This window comes from Limosilactobacillus rudii, assembly GCF_014145455.1.
Lineage (GTDB): Bacteria > Bacillota > Bacilli > Lactobacillales > Lactobacillaceae > Limosilactobacillus > Limosilactobacillus rudii.
Window position 1 is genome coordinate 45,560 of the sequence record NZ_JACIVB010000060.1, and the last position, 22,041, is coordinate 67,600.

Here is a 22,041-nt window from a genome sequence, read left to right on the forward strand (position 1 = left end):
ATTATCTCTCACCACTTAATAAATAAACTGCTTGAAGCTTCATTAGCTTTGCAACACGTGCTACGTCCGCAGAAGTAACTTTCTTTACTTCCGCAATAAAATCATTATTTGATTCGTTAACTAATTTTGCCACTAACCGCTGTTCTAATATATTACTTGCCAAATCATGTCCAGCTTGGTATTGGTTAATTAAACTATCCTGAACCTCTTTTAAAACTTCTGTTGAGAAATCTCCTTGTTGGATCTCCCGTAATTGCTGCTGGATCAACTCTTGCACTTTTTCTTGATTACTTGATTGAATACCGGTTTGAACACTTACTATTCCGGTAAATGGCAGTAAACGACTAGCTGCATAATAAGCTAAACTAGCTTTTTCTCGAACGTTAGTAAATAGTTTTGAGTATGGTGTTCCTCCAAAAAGGCCATTGAATACCAACCCGGCATAATAGTCCTGGTCATGATAGTAAATCGGTAGTGAATATGCCAAGTTTAGTTTTGCCTGACTAACTTGTTGGTATTCCGTTTTTCTCTGCACTTGGTCATATGGTAACTGGTGATATAATGGTGAACCACTAGTAATCGCCCTATCCTTAAATGGTAATTTTCCAAATACATCCTGTACTAATTGGGGATCAATGTCTCCTAACACAAAAATATCTACTTTATCTTGATCAATCATCGACCGGTATGTCGAAACAAGACTCTTCGCAGTTAACTTATCAAGATCGGCTATCTGTCCGAAACTTGGTATCCGCATAACTGAATCATCCTGATAATATAAACTCATCAACCGTTGATTAGCTAAAAATTGCTTATCATCATACAATGATTTGATGGTGCTTTTTAGATTATTAGATTGAATCCGAAAAGTCGGACCATCAAACTCACCATCATCAATTAGTGGGTGAAATAGCATCTCACTTATTAAGTCACTTATCTTTTTAAATAAATCTTCGTTAACAAAACGATTATTAACGAAACTTGCACGTAAACGCACCGTATGCATTTTTCCGAGGCGATTAACGTATAAGTTAACATACGCTCCATATAAGGCAGCCAACTGACGCGCTAAGGCTGTCTGTGTCGGATAGCGATGCGTACTAGTCTCTAATAGGTTTGCCAATAAATTTCGTGCTGTAGCATTTGTTGGTGTTTGCGGAGTCGCAAAATCTATTAAGACGTGATTCATCTTAAATTGTTTTGTGGGTATAATGTGCAAATCCACGCCACGGGCAAGATTAAAATCCACGTTCTCTTTCTCCCTTCAATATAAAGTGCAGCAAGCAATTAGTTACTAACTGCGCCCTTGTTTCGTTCGCATTATCGTACTGAATAATGATACGTTAAATATGAACAAATTACAAACCGATTGCGAAAATTCATCATATTTTTGGCAAATAATCGCAAAACAAGTTTAAAATTATTCTTTTTTTACTATTTGCCAGAAAATACCCATGCATATCTAGATTGCCCTGTATTGTTCAAGGGCTAACTAGAAAATCAGGCTGGGAGAAAGTCACATTTTCACCCAGCCTGTAAAACATTTATCAATTATTATCCGGTCCAAGGTAATTACTATCCTGACCAAACCACTTCTCGTTAAGTTTTCGTAACTCGCCATTCTTTTGAAGATTGCCAAGTCCATCATTAATTTTTCTTTTTAGTGTTTTATCACCTTTTCTCATCCCCACCGCAAAATGTTCTACTGGTAGTTCTTTACTAACATACGTCCGATAAGAACTACTATTAGGTTGGTGCTTTATGTAGTAGTTAGCGTATACCTCATCCATAAGTATCCCCTGAATTCGATTAGCATTTAAGTCAATGAACGCATTGGGGAATGTATCATATAGAACTGGAGTATGATTTTTTATCTTATCTTTTAAAAGCTTAGGTTTTTCATCCAAAACAGTTACCCCTGTTGAACCATTTTGTACCCCAAGTGTTTTCCCTGTCATGTCGTTTAAATTTTTTATGTTACTTTTCTTCTTCGTAACTAGGATTTGCCGATTCTCTAAATAATAACGACTAAAGGCAACCTTTTTAGCACGACTTGGGTTAACAGAATAACCATTCCAAAGGAGGTCAATCGTTCCATTTTTCAACTCCGTCTCTTTCATTGACCAGTCAATTGGCTGAAAATCAACTTTTATGCCGTACTGCTTAAAAACAGCACGGGCAAGGTCAACATCATAACCCACTAACTTGCCATTTTTCTGGCGGAAACCCATTGGAACAAAACTGTCATCTAATCCCACAATTACACGTTTACGTTTTTCAATCCGATTCCATGTATCTTGAGTATCAGCACGCTTAGTGACACTTTCACAACCACTAAGAAGCATTGCGGGAACTAGTAACAGAAAAAGCAACCAAATTATTTTAGTTTTTTTCATTTCTGCTACCTCCTTTATTATTCGCCTTGTCGTTGGTCAATCGGTTGAACCTTTAAAATATCATCAGCAATATTCTGGGCGAAGTCTAAATCGTGAGTAACAATCAATTGTGTCATCCCGTCCTTCTTTAAGCCAAGAATAATATTTGCAACATCTTTTCGTAAATTCGGGTCCAGTGCTGACGTAGGTTCATCATAACAGAGAATTTTAGGCTTCATTGCTAATGCACGGGCAATTGCTACCCGTTGTTTCTGCCCACCGGATAATTGATACGGGTATAAATTTCCTTTTGTACTAAGGCCTAATTCTTCTAGTAATTTCTGGGCCTCTGCTATTGCTGCTTGTTTATCCTTTTTTAATACCAGTATCGGTGCTAAGGTAATATTTTCCATTACTGAAAGGTTGGGGAAAAGTTTATAATCCTGAAAAACGACTCCAATTACCCGATCTGTTGCATCAGTTCCTTGAGGATCAAATTGACGACCATTAATAAAAAACTCACCGCTATCAGGAGTTTCTAAGCCGGTTATACACCGCAAAAGGGTTGTTTTACCAGCACCAGAGGGACCAACAATACAAAGGATTTCGCCATCTTTAACTGTTAAATTAACGCCATCTAAAATTTGACGATTTCCAAAACTCTTTTTTAAATCTCGAACTTCTAACATTTGCAATTCCTCCTTTACTTAAAGTATGCGTAACACTTCTCAACTTGTCGTAAAATCAAAGTACAAATACCAACTAAGATAAGATAAATTAGACCAACAAGCATTAACGGAACTAAGGTAACATCCCGTGAAGTGGCAACATTTCCTGCCCGTAATAAGTCACCTAAACCGATAACATATACTAATGAGGAATCTTTTACTAAGTTAATAACTTCATTTCCAATTGATGGAATAACTATTTTTATTACCTGGGGAATAATTATTTTACGAAGGGTCTGCCAGTAACTCAACCGTAGAACACGAGCTGCTTCAAATTGGCCTTGATCCACTGACTGAAAACCGCCACGAAAAATTTCTGCAAAGTATGCTGCATAATTAAGAATGAAGGCAACTAAAGCAGCATCATACCGTTCAAATACAATTCCAATAATTGGCAAACCATAAAAAACAAAAATTAATTGTAATAGCAGCGGGGTCCCACGCATTAACCAAACGTAAATCTCTAAGATCCACTTGAGCGGTTTAATCTTAGAGGTTAGCCCTAAACTCACTAGGATACCTAGCGGAAGTGAACCAACTAGCGTCCAAAAGAAAATCTGAAGAGTGAGAAGCGCTCCTTGAAACAATGAAGGTAAAATTTCACTTATATATTGCAATGACATTTATAACTGCCTCCTTAAATAATCGCCTAATTAAATAACAGCTAAAAAAATCCTCTAGGGAATATTCCCTAGAGGACGAGTAAGTCGTGGTTCCACCTCACGTTTGCAAACACTTCGCAATGCTTGCCTTATTAAGTTCACCTAATATGAAATCAAAAAACGCCCTCGAGCCAAATGGCTACGAGGGCGTTTCCGCGGTTCCACCTCATAATGCTATCTTCTCACGAAAAATAGCCTCAGCGAGTTCATTAGATAAACTCCGTGCTATAACGGGCTTCCCCGGGTCTTCCTACTATGGGCTTCAGAAAACCAACTCACAGATGTGATTCAAATTCTGGTACAGGCCTATTTCCACCCTTCAAAGCTCTCTTTACTGTACTTAAAATTCTACTAGTCTGTTCACTGTCATTTATGATGTTGTAAATATCCTATACTGTAATATCATTCATGTCAAGCATTATTTTAAATTTGACGATCATCTAATGACCAGCGATATAACGCTCGAATTGGCCAAAATAGCACGACAAAATAAATTAAATTTAATGCTAGTGTTGGTGCTAATGTATAGACAAGATAATCACCAAAACTGACGTTTGTAATATCAATAAGATAATAAGCCCAATAGTTAAGAGTCTCAAACACAACAATATCGACAAAGAAAATCATAATCATCGAAAGGAATGATGAACTAAAATAGCGCGATAAAACTTTCGTCATTTCTACTACAAGCGGGTATAAAAATATATATAGCCCCAGAATACCGGAAAAATATAAATCATACACCGCACCTGCTGCAATTGCAAACGGAATAAGTGGTATTTCAATATCATCTTGAAAGAAATATGACAATACTAACCATAGTAAAACAAGTTCGCTAACCATCGAATATGGATAACTAAAGAACAATGGCGCCCATACATGGCTCAACGCACCGTCTAAAAACAAACAAACAAATAGCCCAATTGGAAATATATATTTTAAACGTGATAATCGGTACATATTTATCACTCCTGTGAAGCAGCTTCAGCAACCGTAACAATATTAATATCATTAAAATCAGTTGCCGGAGTAATATAGATCTTTTGAGCAAGACCATAATCATCCTTGCCGACATGTGATACTCGGCCAACATAAAGTCCTTTAGGTGTAATACCACCCATTCCACTTGTAACTACTTTAGTCCCTTTCTTAACCTTTGCTTTCGAAGTTACTTGACCTATTTCTAGTTCATTGTTTGCTGCATCATAGCCAGTAATAATACCATTAATAACCTTACCATTTTGAGCATTTACCGTAATAGCAAATCGATTTGAGGACTCACTAGTATCACTTAGTAATTCAACTTTGCTATTGGTCTTGTTAACTTCGGTAATCCGACCAATCAGACCACTTCCGCTCATTACAGGCATGTTCTTTTTTATTCCACTTGATTGACCCTTATTAATCACTAACTGCCGTTGCCATGATGATGGCGTACGCATTAAAACCGCGGCAGTCACTGTATTATAATCGGTCATTGAATTATTTAACTTTAATTGCTGTTTTAATTGCTTATTTTCGTGTGCTAAGGTCTGATCACGGACCTTAGTTTGTGCTAATTCTGTTACCTGTTGTTTTAATTCACGGTTCTCAGAATAAGTATTCATTAATCCATTTATTGAACTAACACTCGTCTGTGCCCAATTTACAGGGAGGGCAACTGCACTATCAACAAAACCAACAATATCATTCCCAAATTGTTGGATAATTGGTGGTGTATTTCGTCTATTCCGTAAAGAGACAGAACCTGCCATTAACCCAAAGCAAACAACTAGAATTATCACAGCAATAACTAATCGGCGATTGGAAAAAAATTTCTGCATTATGTCCCTCCAATGCATACACAAATAATTAAGACGGGGCTTGCCAAACACTATTGCTTGGCGATTAGCCCCGTTAACCATTAGTTAGTACCGATGATGATTTAGTGATGACCTCTTAGATCATGATCATTTTTTCTTCATTACATCAATACTCTTTAATGACTCACCAGTACCAATAGCAACACAATCCAACGGATCATTAGCAATAAAGACTGGTACTTTAGTAGCATCAGCAATCACATCTGGCAGATGCTTTAATAAAGCTCCACCACCAGTTAGGACAATACCATGGTCAATAACATCTGCGGCGATTTCAGGAGATGTCTCTTCTAGCGTCCCCTTAATTGCGGTAATAATACTATCAACAACATCTTGCAAGGCCGTTGATACATCTGTTGCAGATACCTGCATTGTCTTTGGCAAACCGGTAACAAGATCACGCCCACGGACTTGGGTTGTTCCCATTTCTTCTGCTGCTTCAACTGATGCAGAACCAATATCCCACTTAAGCTTTTCCGCAGTTCGTTCACCAATCAGCAAATTCATATGTTGACGAACATATTGAACAATTGCATCATTCATCTTATCCCCAGCCATTCGAATTGATCGACTGGATACAATACCACCTAAAGAAATAGTCGCAACATCAGTAGTACCGCCACCAATATCAACAACCATACTTCCTGTAGGGTCCATTACCGGTAAACCAGCACCGATAGCAGCCGCAAATGGTTCTTCAATAACGTAAGCATCGCGAGCACCAGCCACACGAGTAGCATCAATAACTGCGCGTTTTTCAACTTCCGTAATGCCGCTTGGTACACATACCATTACATATGGCTTGCCATTATTTCCTAATGTCTTATCAATATAATACTTCATCATTGCAACGGTTGTGTCGTAATCTGCAATGACACCATCCTTCATCGGGCGGATAGCAACAATACTTTCTGGTGTTCGTCCAATCATGTCACGGGCATCACTGCCAACGGAAATTACTTCGTTGGTCTTAGCATTCCGGGCAACGACTGATGGTTCACGCAACACAATTCCCTTTCCTTCAAGGTAGACAATTGTATTTGCAGTACCAAGGTCAATGCCAAGATTTTTTGTTCCGATTCCTAGCAATCTGCTTCTTCCCTTCATCTTAAAAATCAAATTAATATCGTGCATATTATACCATAGCCTCTCGGTACATACGAACATTAATATACATTAATACTGATAAAGAGACTCTATCTTCCACAGAAATTAAATATTTCTTTACTTTTTGAAAATAGACTTATCTTCACGCCAACTGTAATAAGAATCCCGACCAACAATCATAAAATCAAGCAGGTGTATTCCAATAATCTCGCATCCCCGTTCCAAGCGACGAGTAAAAGAGTCGTCTTGATTTGATGGACGAATGTCTCCAGTAGGGTGATTATGAATCATTACGATCCCATGAGCAGAACACTGAAGTGCATACTGAAAAATCTTGTCAGGATATGTAACACATTCACACCCACCACCAATAAACAGTACCTTCCAGTCAATAATCTCATTATGAATATCAGTACATGCAATACAGATACTTTCTTGTTCTTCTCCTTGAAATTGTGCAACCATACTTCGACCAAGTTCTACACTCGAATATGCATGGCCGATAATTTCTTCGTGGCTTTTGGCTACTAGTCGTCCTAATTCTATTGCTGCAAATAAGCTTGCCATTTCTGGTGCCCACTCTCGCATCTCTTCCCTTTCTGAGCGTGATAATCGTTTAACTGCTAATGGGGTAGGACATTTTCGCAAAAAACGTTGACATAATTGCTGCTCTTTAACTTCTGCATCCTTAGAAAACACATCAGATACTAACTTAACGTAGTGATTAATCATTTCATTTTTCATAAATAAATATTCTCCTTTTAGCCCTCTATATATTTAAATACGAAAAAATCCTGACTTTGCACTTTTTATTTCGTAAATAATTTACGGACATCTGAAATAAAGTAGAGTGAACCTGTAATAATCATTACATCCTCCGTACTCATTTGACGTGCAATTTCACTAATTCCTAGCTGCCACTCATTTACTACTTGAACTGGGTATTTAGTTGGGATGTCTTTAACGGCCTCTTCAAGATCCGCACTCGGTCGCTTTGGTCCTGGTCCTGCAAAGCGTGTTACTACTAAGTGAACATTTCCTAAACTTGCAAGCTCACCAAGCATTAGCTTATATTGCTTGTCGGCTAAAATTGCTACAAGAATATAAACTTCTTTTTCGGCAAAATCATCTTTAATTGTCTTAACTAATGCCTGTATTCCCGGTAAATTATGGGCGCCATCAAGTAAAACTAACGGTAGCTCATTAATCTCTTCAAGACGCCCTGGCCAGGTAGTTTCCTTAAGCCCTTTAATTAAGACCTGGCGATCAATTGTCAACCCTTGCTGGCGCATAAAAACTTCAACCGTTGCAATCGCAAGGGCTGCATTTTCAACTTGGTAATCCCCACCTAAGCCTAAAATGGCTTCTAGATGATACATTCTAGTACTTTGATACTTTATTTTGGCATAAAATTGGTGGTTATTTAGTTTTTGCCCAGAGAATTCAACACCTAGTCGATATACAGGAGCATCTTTTTGGTCAGCATCATCTAGAATTACCCGCCGCGCTTCCTGTGGTAGATTACCAATTACAACTGGAACATGTCTTTTGATTATTCCCGCCTTTTGGGTAGCAATCTTTGCTAAGGTATCACCAAGGTATTTCATATGATCCCAGCCAACAGTTGTAATCACACTAACAACCGGAGTAATTACATTAGTAGAATCATAAAGGCCCCCGATTCCGACTTCTAGTAAGACAACATCAGGCCTTTTTTCAGCCATGTAGCAAAACATTAATGCTGTATCAATCTCAAATTCAGTTGGCCCTCCCGTTGCTAACTCACAATCTAACTTTTCTACAATTGGTTCAACCTTTTGTACTAAGCGCAGCAGATCATCATTACTAATCTGAACACCGTTATACTCAATTCGTTCATTGAAACGGGTAATAAACGGGGAAGTAAAGCTACCAACTGTAAGGCCGTTTTCTAGTAGGATAGACCGCATCATTGCAACTACTGATCCTTTTCCATTTGTTCCTGTTATATGAATGTAGTTTAATCCCTCTTGCGGATTACCTAATTCCTTAAGAAACCTCTTCATTCGCGCTAATGTTGGTATCTTTTTAAATTGCGTTCTTCCATGAATAAAAGATAACGCCTCTTCATAAGTTTTTATCATTTTTTCACCTACTACCTAGTCTTATCGCTAAGTCCCTCAACAACATAATTAATATAGCAAATTACAAAAAAAGAGGCGAAGAAATTTTCCTTGCCTCACAATACTAGATTCTAATGATAAAGGTCAAAACGTCCTTTTGCTAGTAATTCTTTCAAACCGCCAGTCTCCATTAACGACCGATCGGCAATAATCTTTTTCATAACGGATGCTGGATACCCACGAAGTTCATGTCCTAACGCAGTACCATAGGCTTTAGTATTCCCGTATGATGCCACGGTTCCTAAAGATTTGTATACGAATGCTTTTTCTTCATGCTTACCGGTCTTAATTCTTGTAGCAATATCATCTGCAGCATAGTCAGCCATTGCAAGAGCAATTTGAGCAGTCGTCGGGTATGGGCGTTTACCATCAGGTGGCATAACAGCAGCCACGTCTCCTAAAATGTAAACATCATCATGCTTAGGAGCGGTTAAGTGTGGTGTTACCATTACTCGGCCACGTTTTTCATCAAAGCCGCTTTCTTTCATCAAAGGACTACCACTAACACCGGTTGTCCAAATAATTGTTCCAGCATCCATTGACTGGTCTTGACTTTCATCAGCGTGCTTATAGTAAACCGTGCCTGGATCAATCTTAGAAATTCGTGACCCATCTAATAATTGTACATTAGATTCTTTAATAAGGTCTACGCCATAGTCCGCAAGCTTTTCATTAAACATCGGTAGTAATCGTGTTGCAGCTTCAACCAATGTTATTTTAATCTTATCTGGCGTAACACCCGCAATCTTTGCATAACTTGGGCGTGCCTCAACTAAGGCTCCCGCTAACTCAATACCTGTAAAACCACCACCGCAAATAATGATATGCAAATCATCTGGATTTTGTGTCTTTCGGTAATCACGCATCTTACTAATAATATGGTTATAAATTGCAGAAGCTTCTTTAAGGTTAGTCATTGGAAAGGCATTTTCTTCTGCGCCAGGAACACCAAATGTTTCTGAAACAAAGCCCAATCCAATTACACAATAGTCATAATGAAGCAAGTCATCATGTCCTGCCAGCTTAACCGCTCGTTGTTCAGGATCAATTTTAACTACTTTTGCCTGAATAAAGGTGGTAATCCGCGGTTTAATCACATCCCTGATATGGTAAGAAATCCGTGAAACACCTTGCGTCCCTGCTGCAACTTCGTGTAAATCAGTAGCTTCATAGTGATAGTCATTTTGATCAACTAGAGTAATGTGAATACTGTCCTTAAGTTTTTTTTGTAATAAGACAACTGTTTTTAGGCCAGCATAGCCAGCCCCGAGTACAACAATCTCTTTCATCGTTACTCATCCCTTCATTATGTGTTCTCTATAATATTATTATAACGTATCTTTCTACTAAAAAAAGTTAATTACCCTCATCTGCTAATTTAAGCAAACGATAATGCGAATTTGTCTTTTGTAAATCATCTGGGCTTCCTTGCATAGAAATTTGTCCATTTTCAATAAAGACTACTTGGTCCATCATTTCAATTCCCTGTAAGTGGTGAGTTATCCAAATCAATGTCTTTCCTTTTAGCTGTTCCATAAAGGTCTCAATAACTTGCTCTTCTGTAAGGGGATCAAGGCCGACTGTTGGTTCATCTAAAAGGATAATTGGTGCATCTTTTAAAAGAATTCGGGCAAGTGACAAACGGTGTCGTTCTCCGCCTGAAAAGCGCAACCCGGCCTCGTCTACCATCGTATGAAGTCCCTTAGGCAAACGCTGAATCATCGACGCTAATCCAACCCTTTCAAGTACTTGCCACACTTGTTCTTCACTAGCATCTTCATTTCCTAAACGGACATTATTTAAAATTGTTGTATTAAAAAGATATGGCGACTGGTGAACAATTCCAATATATTTTGAGATTTGGTCACCAAATTCATCTGTTGGAACACCATTTAATGTTACAGACCCGGCAGTTGGTTTTCGATCACCCCGAATCAGACTGGCTAATGTACTCTTTCCGGCACCACTACGACCCAGAATTGCTAATTTTTCACCTGGCTTTACGTTAAGACTGAGTCCTTGTAACACCATTTTGTCAGTTTGTGGATACCGATACTTCAGATCATCAATTTTTAACTGATAAGGAGCCGTAATATTAATTTTCTCAGCAGTAACTGATTGAGGCTGCGGCAATTTATTTAACCGGTTTAACGAATCGGTATAGACATTCGTTTGCTGGGCGGCAGTTGGCAAACTAGACAGCACCTCATCAAGAGGAAAAACGCAAAGAACAAATGCTGCAATCCAATTGGCGCTTCCACCCCAGTGTCCACCAAAGCGAGCTGCTCCCCACAAAATCAAACTAACAACAACCAGTAAAATCATCACCTGTAAAACAAAGTCCCGCCAATGTTCAAATCGTTTCATCGCCTTTTGCGAAGCTAGTAAATGTTGCTCACTTTGATCATAATAGCTTAAATACTCAGCACTACGTCCAGCAAAAACCCAGTCGGTAATCCCCATAATATTATCGGTTAAGTCTGCGTAAAGGGTATTAGTATATTGTTTTTCTAACTGTTGGCGCGCGCCATTTACTAATATTGACCAAACAGGGATTGCAATGATAATTAAGCCAAATAGTATTAGCATTAATATTCCCATTAACGGTGAAATAATTCCCATTCCGATAACAATTATTGCATACAATCCAAAAGCAACAAGGGTCGGAAAAATCGTCCGTAGATATAAGTTTTGAATGTGAGCAACATCTTCAGACAAAAGCCCCAAAATATCACCAATACGGTACTTACTATTAAAGAAAACAGCATCCTGTTCTAATGAATCATAAAGTTTCTTTCGAAAAGCTGATGTCATTTTAAAAACCCAATTATGACTTGCTAATCGCTCAAAATAGTTAGTTACTGGGCGAAAAATCCCAAAAGCACGGGTCAAAACAATTGGAACATACACCAACAAGATATTAAATGGCATTGTTGCAGATTTACTAATTAAGTAACCGGCAGTAAACATCAAGCCGCCTGCACAAATAAAAGTAATTATTCCAAGCGTAATCGCTAAAACAAGCGTCCACTTATAGCGTTTGAGAAACGGTTTTACCCACCGATCATGTTTCATTGCTTTTAATAATGGTATTTTACCCATGGGCAACCTCCTTTCCCTGTGTTTGTTGCATCAACTCATTAAAGTAGCCTTGTTGATCTAATAGTTGCTGATATGTTCCTTGCTCAATTAGTTTTCCATCCTTTAGCACAATAATATAATCCATTTGTTTCATCCAATGAAGACGGTGAGTAGCAAAGAAGACCAGTCGATCCTTCATTAATGGAAGCATTCGCTTTTTTAGTTCCAACTCTGTCTCAATATCCAAGTGCGCTGTTGGTTCATCAAAGATCATTACTTTTCTAGCTGGATCAAGAAAAGCGCGGGCAAGTGCAATCCGTTGCGCTTGGCCTCCACTTAAGGCCCGATTACCGCCACCAATCATCGTTGAAAGTCCTTTAGGCAATTCTGCTACTAAACTATCCAACCCCACTACATGAACGGCTTCTTTAATTTGTTCTTCTGATACACCTGGCGTATAAAAAGCAATATTATTTCTTAATGTATCAGCAAAAATATATGGTGTTTGCGGAATATACAAAATTTGCTTTTGCCAATCCTTAATATTTAAGCTATCTACTGACTGGTTTTGAATATTAATTTTTCCTGATGTTGGTGCTAAGAAACCACTCAGTAAGTTAATTAAAGTTGTTTTCCCAGCTCCACTCATTCCAATTATTCCAATCTTTTTATTCCCGCTAATTGTAAGGTTTAATCCTGTTAACTCACTGCCCTCGTTAGGGTAAGCAAATTTAACATCTTTAAATACTAGCTGATCGTGGTCCTGCCATTGATGAAGCTTAATCGCTGGTCGCTTAGGTAATGACATATTGATAATTCGTAAGACCGCGTGAAACGAATTTTTACCATTTAACGTAGCATGATAATCACTAGCAAAATTTCTAATTGGTAAAAAGTATTCCGGGGCCAAAATCAAAATTGCTAATGCTGGAAAAAGTAATAAATGTCCGTCAATTAGCCGTAGTCCCAGAAATACTGCCAAAATTGCAATTGCCAATGTGGTAAAGAAATCCAAGGCAAACGTTGATAACATTGCAACCTTAATCACGCTCATGGTTGATTTGCGGAAGCGTTCACTTGATCGATAAATACTTTGTGAATACCTTTTACTCAGTCCAAAGTACTTTAGCGTATCGATCCCACGTAAGGAATCAATAAAGTGATTAGACAATACCCGGAAAGCAGCAAATTGGCGATCCGCCTTAGCTTTAGCCGCATATCCTAAAATTATCATAAATAAAACGATTAACGGATATACAAGCAGCATTACCACACCTGAAATCCAATCAAGCCAAAAACAAACGATCAAAATAATTAACGGCATTATCATCATACTAATGACTTTGCTATAAATCAGTTGAATGTAATTTTCAACTTCTTTAATACCGTCAAGGGCCAACGTTACCATGTTTCCAGTACCCTCACGCTGAATAATTGCTGGTCCCAATTCAAACACTTTTTTCAATAACTGTTTACGAAAATTTTGCGCAGCCGTTTGTGAATATTTATCAAGCCAAGCATTACTTACTTCTGTTAGTCCATGACGAAAAAGATAACAAACAATAAATCCAATTAGCCAGTAAAGCTGACTCAGCATGGAATGTCCCTGCCATAAGCCAGTTAATAAGGCAGCCAGGCTCAAGCCTTGACCAAGGATAAGAAAAGCTTGTAGGACATAAAGCCCCACAAGCTTAATCATGATATGTCTGCTCCCTTTTATTTTAAAGAGTAGTCGATCAATCATAAAATTTATTTAACCTCCGGAATAGTAGGCATTGCAATCCGCTTACGAAAAATCCAGTAAGCCCAGATCGTGTATGCCAAAACAAATGGTAATAGGCAGCACGTAGAAATTGTCATTACTACCAACGTATATCCCGTTGATGATGCATTTTGAATAAGTAAATCATAATTAGAACTAATACTGCTGATCAATACTCGTGGGAAAAGCCCAACAAAGATCAGTACTACTAACGATACCAGTGTTAGCCCACTTGAGATAAAGGCAATCAATTCATGACCAACAAAGGTTTCAACATGAGCAAGAACTGAAAAGCCAACAATCAATACCAGCATAATAATTGTTCCAATTGGGTGAACACTCATAAAGTCGGTCATAAAGATCAACAGCAATGCAAAGACGACTTCACCGGCATAAAGAATCCAGTATAGAAATTTTGCATAGTTACGTGCTCGTTCTCGAACGGGCCCAGTTGTTTTTAGCGCAATATAATTAATCCCGTGAAGGTAAGTTAGAAGTAGTAAGGCAATTCCACCTACTACTGAAATCCAGTTAAAGTAATCAAAGAAGCCAGCGTGGAAGTTACCGTTTGCATCGATTGGCATTCCATGAATCATGCTGACAAACATTATTCCAAGGAAAAATGGAACAATTGCACTACCGATTGCTAATGCCCAGTCCCAAAAACGTTTCTGCGGCATTGGGCTCTTGCTGCGAAATTCAAACGAAACACCACGAATAATAAGTCCCGCTAATATCGCTAATAAAATTAAATAGTAACCGCTAAATAAGCTAGCATACCAATATGGAAATGATGCAAACATTGCACCACCAGCAGTGATTAACCAAACCTCATTAGCATCCCATACTGGTCCTATTGTCTGAACCACTTGATCACGTTCATCTTCATTATGAGCAAGCGTTTCAACAGCCATTCCTACTCCATAATCAAATCCATCAAGGAAGAAGAAACCAGCAAATAATACTCCAATCAAGATAAACCATAATAATTGAAGAAAACTCATTTAGAACGCCTCCTTATCAAATGGATCGAGGACTTTCTTAAACTTAGGTTCAACTGCTTCAGATGGATCCTTCCGTAATTCACGAACAACTAACCAAATTAAAGTAATAGCTAATGTTGTGAATAAGATGAAGTAAATAATATTCGAAGTTAATAATGAACCAACAGAAACATTTGGCGATACACTATCAGCAATCGTAAATAGTCCATAGACAGTCCATGGATCACGACCAAATTCAGTTACAAACCACCCAGCAGTGTTACCAATAAATGGGAAGAAGGTTGTAATTGCAATGCACCATAGTGCCCATCGCCGTTGTAAGAGTGGTTTCTTACTCTTCTCACGAGTCATAATTAAGCCGACTAATGAAACTAAGAAAATCCATGCACCAATACCACACATAATTCTAAAACTATAGAACAATGTATTTACTGGTGGATAGAAGTCGATATTCTTGCCATACTTTTTCTTAAATTGAGCATTAAGTTCATTCATTCCTGTAACAGCCCCCGTTGTTTTATGGTAGGACAAAATACTCAAAGCATCAGGAATATCGATATTGTATTTAACCTCGTGATCCTTCATATCTGCAATTCCAACAATCGTCCATGGTGCACGTTTGCCAGTTGTTGTAAATACATCTTCAGTTGCAGCAAACTTCATTGGCTGTTCTTTAATCAAATACTGCATTTGTGCATCCCCAAGGGCAATTCCGCCAATAGAGAAAATTAATGCAAAGATCAAGCCAATGCGCATTGACTTCTTGTAGAACTTCTTGTTAGCTTCTGAAAGCTTGTTATTCTTTAGAAGTTGGAAGGCTGTTAAACCAGCAATGATGACACCACCCATCATAATTGCATTAAGGATAACGTGCCCATATTCAAACCATAATTGTGGGTTCTTCAGTAATGCACCAAAGTTAACCATAACGGCACGGCCGCCTTTTACCTCGTAGCCAACTGGATGCTGCATAAATGAATTAGCTGTCAAAATCCACAAAGCAGAAGTTAACGAACCAATACTTGTCATCCAAATAAAGAAGAGGTGCAAGCCAGGCTTAACCTTTTTCCACGTAAATACCCATAAGCCAATAAATGTAGATTCCATGAAGAATGATAGCAAAGCTTCTAGGGCAAGCGGAGCACCAAAAATATCTCCCATAAACCGAGAATAGTCAGACCAGTTCATCCCGAATTGGAATTCCTGAATCAAACCTGTAACAACACCAACAGCAAAACTTAATAGGAAAATATTTCCCCAATATTTTGCCATCTTTTTATACGTTTCATCTTTAGTTGAAACATACATGCTTTCCATAATGGCGACGACAAATGCTGTCCCAATTGAGAACGGAACAAAGAAGAAGTGATAAACCGTCGTCATGGCAAATTGGAAACGCGCCAGACTAAGAATAGTCATTAAAAATACCTCCCTCCGAAGTACATCAGAAAAATAAAATAGTTGAAACCGTTTCCTGTTTCTACATATTTAATCATAATACTTGTGATAAATAATTACAATCAATAAATAACAAATATGTGGAATATTTTTCAATTTAATCGCTTACTTATCAGCTTTTTAATCCTTATCATTCGATAAAGAAAAATGAATGATATATGATTTAATTTTCATGTTATACCAAAAAAGGAGTTAGATTTCTCTAACTCCTTTTAAATAAAATTTAATTTTTAATTAACTAAGGCCATTTAATAATCATAAACGAACAATAAGAGATTCAATTATATCAGTCATTTAGCCAAAATAGTCGTTAAAGCAAATATGATATATTTTTCATTTAATTCCCTAATTGTCAATTATCTGATTATAAATTTACATTATGCATTTTGCAACGATGCAAGTCGCTCTTTAGCCGCTGCTAATTTTTGCTGCCATTCGGTTGCCTTTTGTCGTTCTTCATCAACAACCTTTTCTGGAGCATTATCAACAAACTTCTTATTGCCAAGTTTCTTTGCTGACCGCTCTACTTCTTTTTCAAGCTTAGCAATCTCTTTCTCCATCCGTGTTCGTTCTTCATCGAGATCGACTAATTCTGCCATCGGAATGTATACTTCTGCTCCGGCAAGAATTCCGCTCATCGCCAGTTTTGGTGCTTCCACATCTTTACTAATTGTTAGTTTTTCAGGATGACAGAAACGCTCAATATAGTCACGGTTATCATTTAACATTTGAGCTAAGTGATCATTATCAACCTTTACCAAAATATCAACCGGCTTAGACATCGGCGCATTAGCTTCGTTACGGATATTCCGCACAGCTTTTATTAACTCAATTAGGCTACTCATTTGTTCTGTTGCGGCAGCATCATCAAGCTCTTCATTAGCTACTGGATATTTTGCAATCATGATTGACTTACCATCATGCGGCATTGATTGCCATAATTTTTCAGTAACAAATGGCATAATTGGGTGCAACATCTTAAGAGTCTGATCAAGAACATAACCTAAAATATTCTTCGTATTAGTCTTTTCTTCATCAGATCCATTGTTTAGCTTTTCTTTGGTCATTTCAATATACCAATCACAAAAATCATTCCAAATGAAATTATAAAGGGCACGGCCGGCCTCACCAAATTCAAACTTTTCGAATTGTTCGTTGACCTGTTTAACAGTGGCGTTTAAGCGACTTAAAATCCACCGATCAGCAAGATCCCACTTACTCTTATCAGGGAGAACTGGTGCAGGCATATCCCCGAGATTCATAATGACATAACGACTGGCATTCCAAATCTTATTAATGAAATTCCAAGCAGCATCCATCTTCGTGTAGCTAAAACGAATATCCTGGCCAGGAGTTGACCCTGTAATTAAGAACCACCGTAATGCATCAACACCGTACTTCTTGATTACGTCCATTGGATCAATCCCATTACCAAGCGACTTACTCATCTTTCGCCCTTGCTCATCACGAATTAATCCGTGCAAAAGAACATTCTTGAATGGTGCTTTCCCGGTAAACTCTAATGATTGGAAGATCATCCGTGATACCCAGAAGAAGATAATATCGTAACCAGTAACCAAAGTATTGGTTGGGAAGTAGCGTTTAAAGTCCGCTGAATCTGTATCTGGCCATCCCATTGTTGAAAACGGCCATAATGCACTAGAGAACCAAGTATCTAAGACATCCTTATCTTGTTCCCAATTTTCGATATCTTCTGGTGCTTCCATTCCAACATATACTTCGCCAGTTTGTTTATTATACCAAGCCGGAATTCGGTGTCCCCACCATAACTGCCGTGAGATTACCCAGTCATGAATATTTTCCATCCACTGAGTAAATGTATGTTCAAATCGTTCTGGAACAAAGTTTACGCGATCATCAGTATCCTGGTTTTTAAGAGCAGCTTCGGCTAATGGCTTCATCTTTACAAACCACTGAGTAGAAAGACGTGCTTCTACTTGAACGCCTGTCCGCTCAGAATGACCGACAGAGTGGACGATTGGGTCTATTTTTAGCATGTAGCCTTGGTCTTGAAGGTCTTTAACAATTGCTTCCCGCGCTTCGAAGCGATCCATTCCTTCATACTTACCAGCATTTTCATTCATTGATGCGTCTTCATTCATTGTATTAAGTTCTGGTAAGTTGTGGCGCTTTCCAACTTTAAAGTCGTTAGGATCATGAGCTGGCGTAATCTTAACCATCCCGGTCCCAAAGTCAGGAGTTACATAGTCATCGGCAATAATTTCAATTTCACGGTTTACAAGCGGCACCATTACTTTCTTACCGACTAATTCCTTATACCGTTCATCACTAGGGTTAACTGCCACGGCTTCATCACCGAACATTGTTTCCGGACGCGTCGTCGCAATTTCGATGTAATTTTTACCGTTAAATGTTGTTCCATCGGTAAATGGATACTTAACATGGTAAAAGGCACCCTTATCATCCTTGTGAATAACTTCAATATCAGACAAAGCTGTCCGTGCTTGCGGATCCCAGTTGATGATATAAGTTCCACGATAGATTAACCCCTTATTGTAAAGGTCAACAAAGACTTTTCGAACAGCCTTGTTTAATCCTTCATCGAGGGTAAAACGTTCACGATCATAATCAACAGAGATTCCCATCTTTGCCCATTGCTGATGAATAATATCCGCATATTCATCCTTCCAATCCCAGACTTGTTGGACAAATTTTTCCCGTCCGAGATCGTAGCGAGAAATACCTTGCTTACGTAGCCGAGCTTCTACCTTTGCCTGGGTAGCAATACCAGCATGGTCCATTCCAGGAACCCATAAAACATCGTATCCCTGCATCCGTTTTTGCCGGATAATCATATCTTGCAACGTTGTGTCCCAAGCATGGCCTAAGTGCAACTTACCAGTAACATTCGGCGGCGGAATAACAATCGAATATGGGTGAGCCTTTTTGTCCCCACTTGGCTTAAAGAATCCTTGGTCAATCCACCATTGATACCGTCCCTTTTCAACAGCAGACGGATCATACTTGGTAGACATGTCTTTTTCTGTCATAACAGAAACTCCTTTCAAAAATCAACCATCATTATTCATGCATTAACTAAAAAAACGCCCTATCGTAATTGATAGGACGAATTTATCGCGGTACCACCTAAATTGAGCACGTATCAATACGTACTCCGCTTTATCATTTAGTAACGGTAATGAACCGGATATCCCTACTTAACTTTCAGCATATCAGCTCCCGAACTACCTTCATAAAGCTTAACTAGCCCCCTTACACTATCAGGACTTCGCTTACTAAGTACCACTTTATTACTCTTTCGGTCAATGCTTATTAAAATGTATCATAGCTAAATTATCAAATCTCGTCAAGGTCTAATTTAAAGCAATTCAGCAAAAACATCTTCATTTTGGTTTAAATAATCATCACCAGGGTGAACTTCTGTAATCTCAATACCGTCAAGAGCACGCTGCATAAGTCCTTCAACGTCAAGACGCTTTTCATATTCACGAGCACGGTCGACATTAGGCCGCGTCTTAGGCGATGGCGGTGTAAATACCGTACAGCAATCCTCATACGGTAAAATTGAAAGTTCGTAGGTATCAATATCCTGCGCGATTTTAATAATTTCAGTCTTATCAAATGACAAAACCGGACGCAAAACCGGATAAGATGTTACATCATTGATTGCGAGCATACTTTCCATCGTTTGAGAAGCAACCTGACCTAATGATTCCCCGTTAAAGATTGCTAAACCATGGCGTTTAATCATTAGGGCAGCGGCAAGGCGTAGCATCATGCGCCGCTGAATTGTCATTAAGTAACCTTCTGGAACCTTTTCCTTTACTGTTTCTTGAATTTCAGCAAATGGTACCTGAATGAACTTAATACTTCCACTGTACTTAGCCAATCGTTCTGTTAACTGCTTTGCCTTTGCTAATGCTTGGGGACTGGTGTATGGCGGACTAAAGAAGTGAACCATTTCCATTGAGACACCCCGCTTCATTCCCAGGTATGCCGCAACTGGTGAATCAATACCGCCAGACATCATCATCATCCCTTTACCAGCAGTACCAACTGGTAATCCACCAGCACCCTTGATTGTTTCGCTGGAAAGGAATATACCGTTAAGACGAATTTCAACCCGCAACGTTAAATCGGGATGATGTACATCAACTTTTAACTTATTAGGGAATTTATCCAGTAGGTATCCCCCCAATTTGTTATTCATTTCAAAGGTATCCATCGCAAAATGATGGTCTGACCGACGTGTTTCCACCTTAAAAGTAATTGGCTTATCTACTTGTTCTTTAATCATTTGGGTTGCTGCCTGAGCAGTTGCTTCAAATGACTTTTCAACTTTAATTGATGGTGAAAAATTTTGGATGCCAAACACTAATTTTAACCGTTCCATTACGGAATCATAATCAGCACCATTCAATTCAACATGAAGACGATCCCGCTGAGCATGAACTTTAACTTGTACAAAACTGTGAAGAGCTTTTCGCACATTTGCCCCTAAACGGTCAATAAAGGTTTTTTTATTATGTCCCTTTGTTGACAGTTCACCATAGCGAACCATAATTTCTGTATATTGCATGTTTTATCCTCCTTTCAAAATTATTCAATAATCTTCTTAAAGCCAGCATAAAGCTCATCAAAGACCTTATTAAACTGGTCTGCTTCTGCTAACGTATTTTGATCACCAAGACTAATACGAACCGCGCTTGTTGCAATGTTTTCTGGAACTTTCATTGCAGCCAGTGTTCCTGCCTCAGAATGTTTTTTAGAAGAACAAGCACTAGTTGTTGATATATAAATGTCCTTATCTTCAAATGCATGAACAATTGTTTCGCCACGCACACCAACAATTGCAAAGCATAGGATGTGAGATGCAAAGCCATCCCTTCGTCCTGAAATCAATTCTACGTGGTCAAACGTACTCAAGTGATCATAAATTCGTTCTTTGATCGCCTGCTCCCGTTTGACCGCTGCCTGTTCATTTTCTTTTACCAAGCGAATCGCCTTAGCAAGCGCAACATTACCAGGTGTGTTCTCCGTACCGCTTCGTAATGTTCTTTCTTGACCACCACCAGCAATTAATGGCGCCAATTTGCGGCCACTCTTAAAGTAGATAAAACCGGTTCCCCGTGGTGCGTGAAACTTATGCCCAGAAAATGTTGCAAAATCAACTCGATCACTGAAAACTGAATCGTCAATCCCCTTGCCAATCGCTTGAACAGCGTCAACCATGTAATGAATATTTGGATAATCCTTCAGAATCTCACCAACTTCTTTGATTGGCTGGATTGTCCCAATCTCATTATTAACTGCCATGATTGAAACCAAAATCGTATCTGGGCGAATCGCCGCTTTAACGTCCGCTGGACTAATCCGACCTTCCTTGTCAACAGGAAGATACGTAATTTCAAAGCCAAGATCTTTTAATTGTTCCAACGCGTTCTTAACTGCCGCGTGTTCAACACTGGTTGTAATAATATGCTTACCAAAACGGTGTTTAGCTAATGCGGTCCCCTTGATTACCCAATTATCACCTTCAGAACCGCCACTAGTAAAAATAATTTCACTTGGTTTGACCCCTAGTATATTAGCAATTTGTTGACGGGCCTGCTCTTGAAGATTCCAAGCATTTTCCCCAAAGCGGTGTAAACTGCTTGGATTTCCCCAAATCTTTTGACTAACGGCATCATATGTCGACAAAACTTCCGGCAATGTTTTTGTCGTTGCACTGTTATCAAAATAGATCATACTATTTTCCTTTCTAATAATAAATACACAAAGCAATTACAAATGAGCAGCTACTTTGATTAAGATTCAACAGTCGAGGATAGGGCAAC

At 38.6% G+C, this 22,041-nt stretch carries 17 protein-coding genes and 2 other annotated features; all 17 genes read right to left on the reverse strand.

Annotation, left to right across the window (positions count from 1 at the left end):
• Position 1 precedes the first annotated feature (1 nt).
• The 17 genes from yfmF to H5S39_RS08505 all read right to left on the reverse strand — a co-directional run bounded on the left by yfmF (position 2) and on the right by H5S39_RS08505 (position 21,952).
• Complete coding sequence (gene yfmF, locus H5S39_RS08425; protein WP_182596666.1) at positions 2–1,249, reverse strand: EF-P 5-aminopentanol modification-associated protein YfmF; 1,248 nt, start codon at positions 1,247–1,249, stop codon at positions 2–4.
• 298 nt (positions 1,250–1,547) lie between these two features.
• Positions 1,548–2,396, reverse strand: coding sequence for an amino acid ABC transporter substrate-binding protein (locus tag H5S39_RS08430; RefSeq protein WP_182596667.1), 849 nt, complete (start codon positions 2,394–2,396; stop codon positions 1,548–1,550).
• Positions 2,397–2,413: 17 nt separating this feature from the next.
• The gene (locus H5S39_RS08435) at positions 2,414–3,064 is read right to left on the reverse strand and encodes an amino acid ABC transporter ATP-binding protein (protein ID WP_182596668.1); all 651 of its coding nucleotides are present in this window, start codon (positions 3,062–3,064) and stop codon (positions 2,414–2,416) included.
• A gap of 14 nt (positions 3,065–3,078) precedes the next feature.
• Positions 3,079–3,726, reverse strand: coding sequence for an amino acid ABC transporter permease (locus tag H5S39_RS08440; protein WP_182596669.1), 648 nt, complete (start codon positions 3,724–3,726; stop codon positions 3,079–3,081).
• A 179-nt stretch (positions 3,727–3,905) separates the two neighbouring features.
• Positions 3,906–4,138, reverse strand: a binding site (T-box leader).
• A gap of 50 nt (positions 4,139–4,188) precedes the next feature.
• Positions 4,189–4,725 carry a rod shape-determining protein MreD gene (mreD, locus tag H5S39_RS08445; protein WP_182596670.1) on the reverse strand — a complete coding sequence of 179 codons (537 nt, stop codon included), beginning with the start codon at positions 4,723–4,725 and terminating at the stop codon, positions 4,189–4,191.
• Positions 4,726–4,730: 5 nt separating this feature from the next.
• The gene (mreC, locus tag H5S39_RS08450) at positions 4,731–5,588 is read right to left on the reverse strand and encodes a rod shape-determining protein MreC (RefSeq protein WP_182596671.1); all 858 of its coding nucleotides are present in this window, start codon (positions 5,586–5,588) and stop codon (positions 4,731–4,733) included.
• Positions 5,589–5,714: 126 nt separating this feature from the next.
• Entirely contained in the window at positions 5,715–6,716 is a 1,002-nt protein-coding gene (locus H5S39_RS08455) for a rod shape-determining protein (RefSeq protein ID WP_269448327.1), read from the reverse strand.
• Between the two features lie 135 nt (positions 6,717–6,851).
• Positions 6,852–7,478: a JAB domain-containing protein gene (locus tag H5S39_RS08460; RefSeq protein WP_182596672.1), complete on the reverse strand. Its 627-nt coding sequence runs from the start codon at positions 7,476–7,478 to the stop codon at positions 6,852–6,854.
• Positions 7,479–7,543: 65 nt separating this feature from the next.
• Positions 7,544–8,857 carry a bifunctional folylpolyglutamate synthase/dihydrofolate synthase gene (locus H5S39_RS08465; protein WP_182596673.1) on the reverse strand — a complete coding sequence of 438 codons (1,314 nt, stop codon included), beginning with the start codon at positions 8,855–8,857 and terminating at the stop codon, positions 7,544–7,546.
• Between the two features lie 110 nt (positions 8,858–8,967).
• Positions 8,968–10,185, reverse strand: a complete 1,218-nt coding sequence (locus tag H5S39_RS08470; protein ID WP_182596674.1) for an NAD(P)/FAD-dependent oxidoreductase — start codon at positions 10,183–10,185, stop codon at positions 8,968–8,970.
• Positions 10,186–10,252: 67 nt separating this feature from the next.
• Positions 10,253–11,998: a thiol reductant ABC exporter subunit CydC gene (gene cydC / locus H5S39_RS08475; RefSeq protein ID WP_182596675.1), complete on the reverse strand. Its 1,746-nt coding sequence runs from the start codon at positions 11,996–11,998 to the stop codon at positions 10,253–10,255.
• Positions 11,991–13,721: a thiol reductant ABC exporter subunit CydD gene (gene cydD, locus H5S39_RS08480; protein WP_182596676.1), complete on the reverse strand. Its 1,731-nt coding sequence runs from the start codon at positions 13,719–13,721 to the stop codon at positions 11,991–11,993. Before cydD ends, cydC begins: the two co-directional genes overlap by 8 nt.
• A gap of 5 nt (positions 13,722–13,726) precedes the next feature.
• Entirely contained in the window at positions 13,727–14,743 is a 1,017-nt protein-coding gene (cydB, locus tag H5S39_RS08485) for a cytochrome d ubiquinol oxidase subunit II (protein ID WP_182596677.1), read from the reverse strand.
• Complete coding sequence (locus H5S39_RS08490; RefSeq protein WP_182596678.1) at positions 14,744–16,162, reverse strand: cytochrome ubiquinol oxidase subunit I; 1,419 nt, start codon at positions 16,160–16,162, stop codon at positions 14,744–14,746.
• A gap of 416 nt (positions 16,163–16,578) precedes the next feature.
• Positions 16,579–19,233: a valine--tRNA ligase gene (locus H5S39_RS08495; protein WP_182596679.1), complete on the reverse strand. Its 2,655-nt coding sequence runs from the start codon at positions 19,231–19,233 to the stop codon at positions 16,579–16,581.
• A gap of 69 nt (positions 19,234–19,302) precedes the next feature.
• Positions 19,303–19,519: a binding site (T-box leader), on the reverse strand.
• A 43-nt stretch (positions 19,520–19,562) separates the two neighbouring features.
• Positions 19,563–20,783: a tRNA uracil 4-sulfurtransferase ThiI gene (gene thiI, locus H5S39_RS08500; protein ID WP_182596680.1), complete on the reverse strand. Its 1,221-nt coding sequence runs from the start codon at positions 20,781–20,783 to the stop codon at positions 19,563–19,565.
• A 20-nt stretch (positions 20,784–20,803) separates the two neighbouring features.
• Positions 20,804–21,952, reverse strand: a complete 1,149-nt coding sequence (locus H5S39_RS08505; protein WP_182596681.1) for a cysteine desulfurase family protein — start codon at positions 21,950–21,952, stop codon at positions 20,804–20,806.
• Positions 21,953–22,041: the final 89 nt, after the last annotated feature.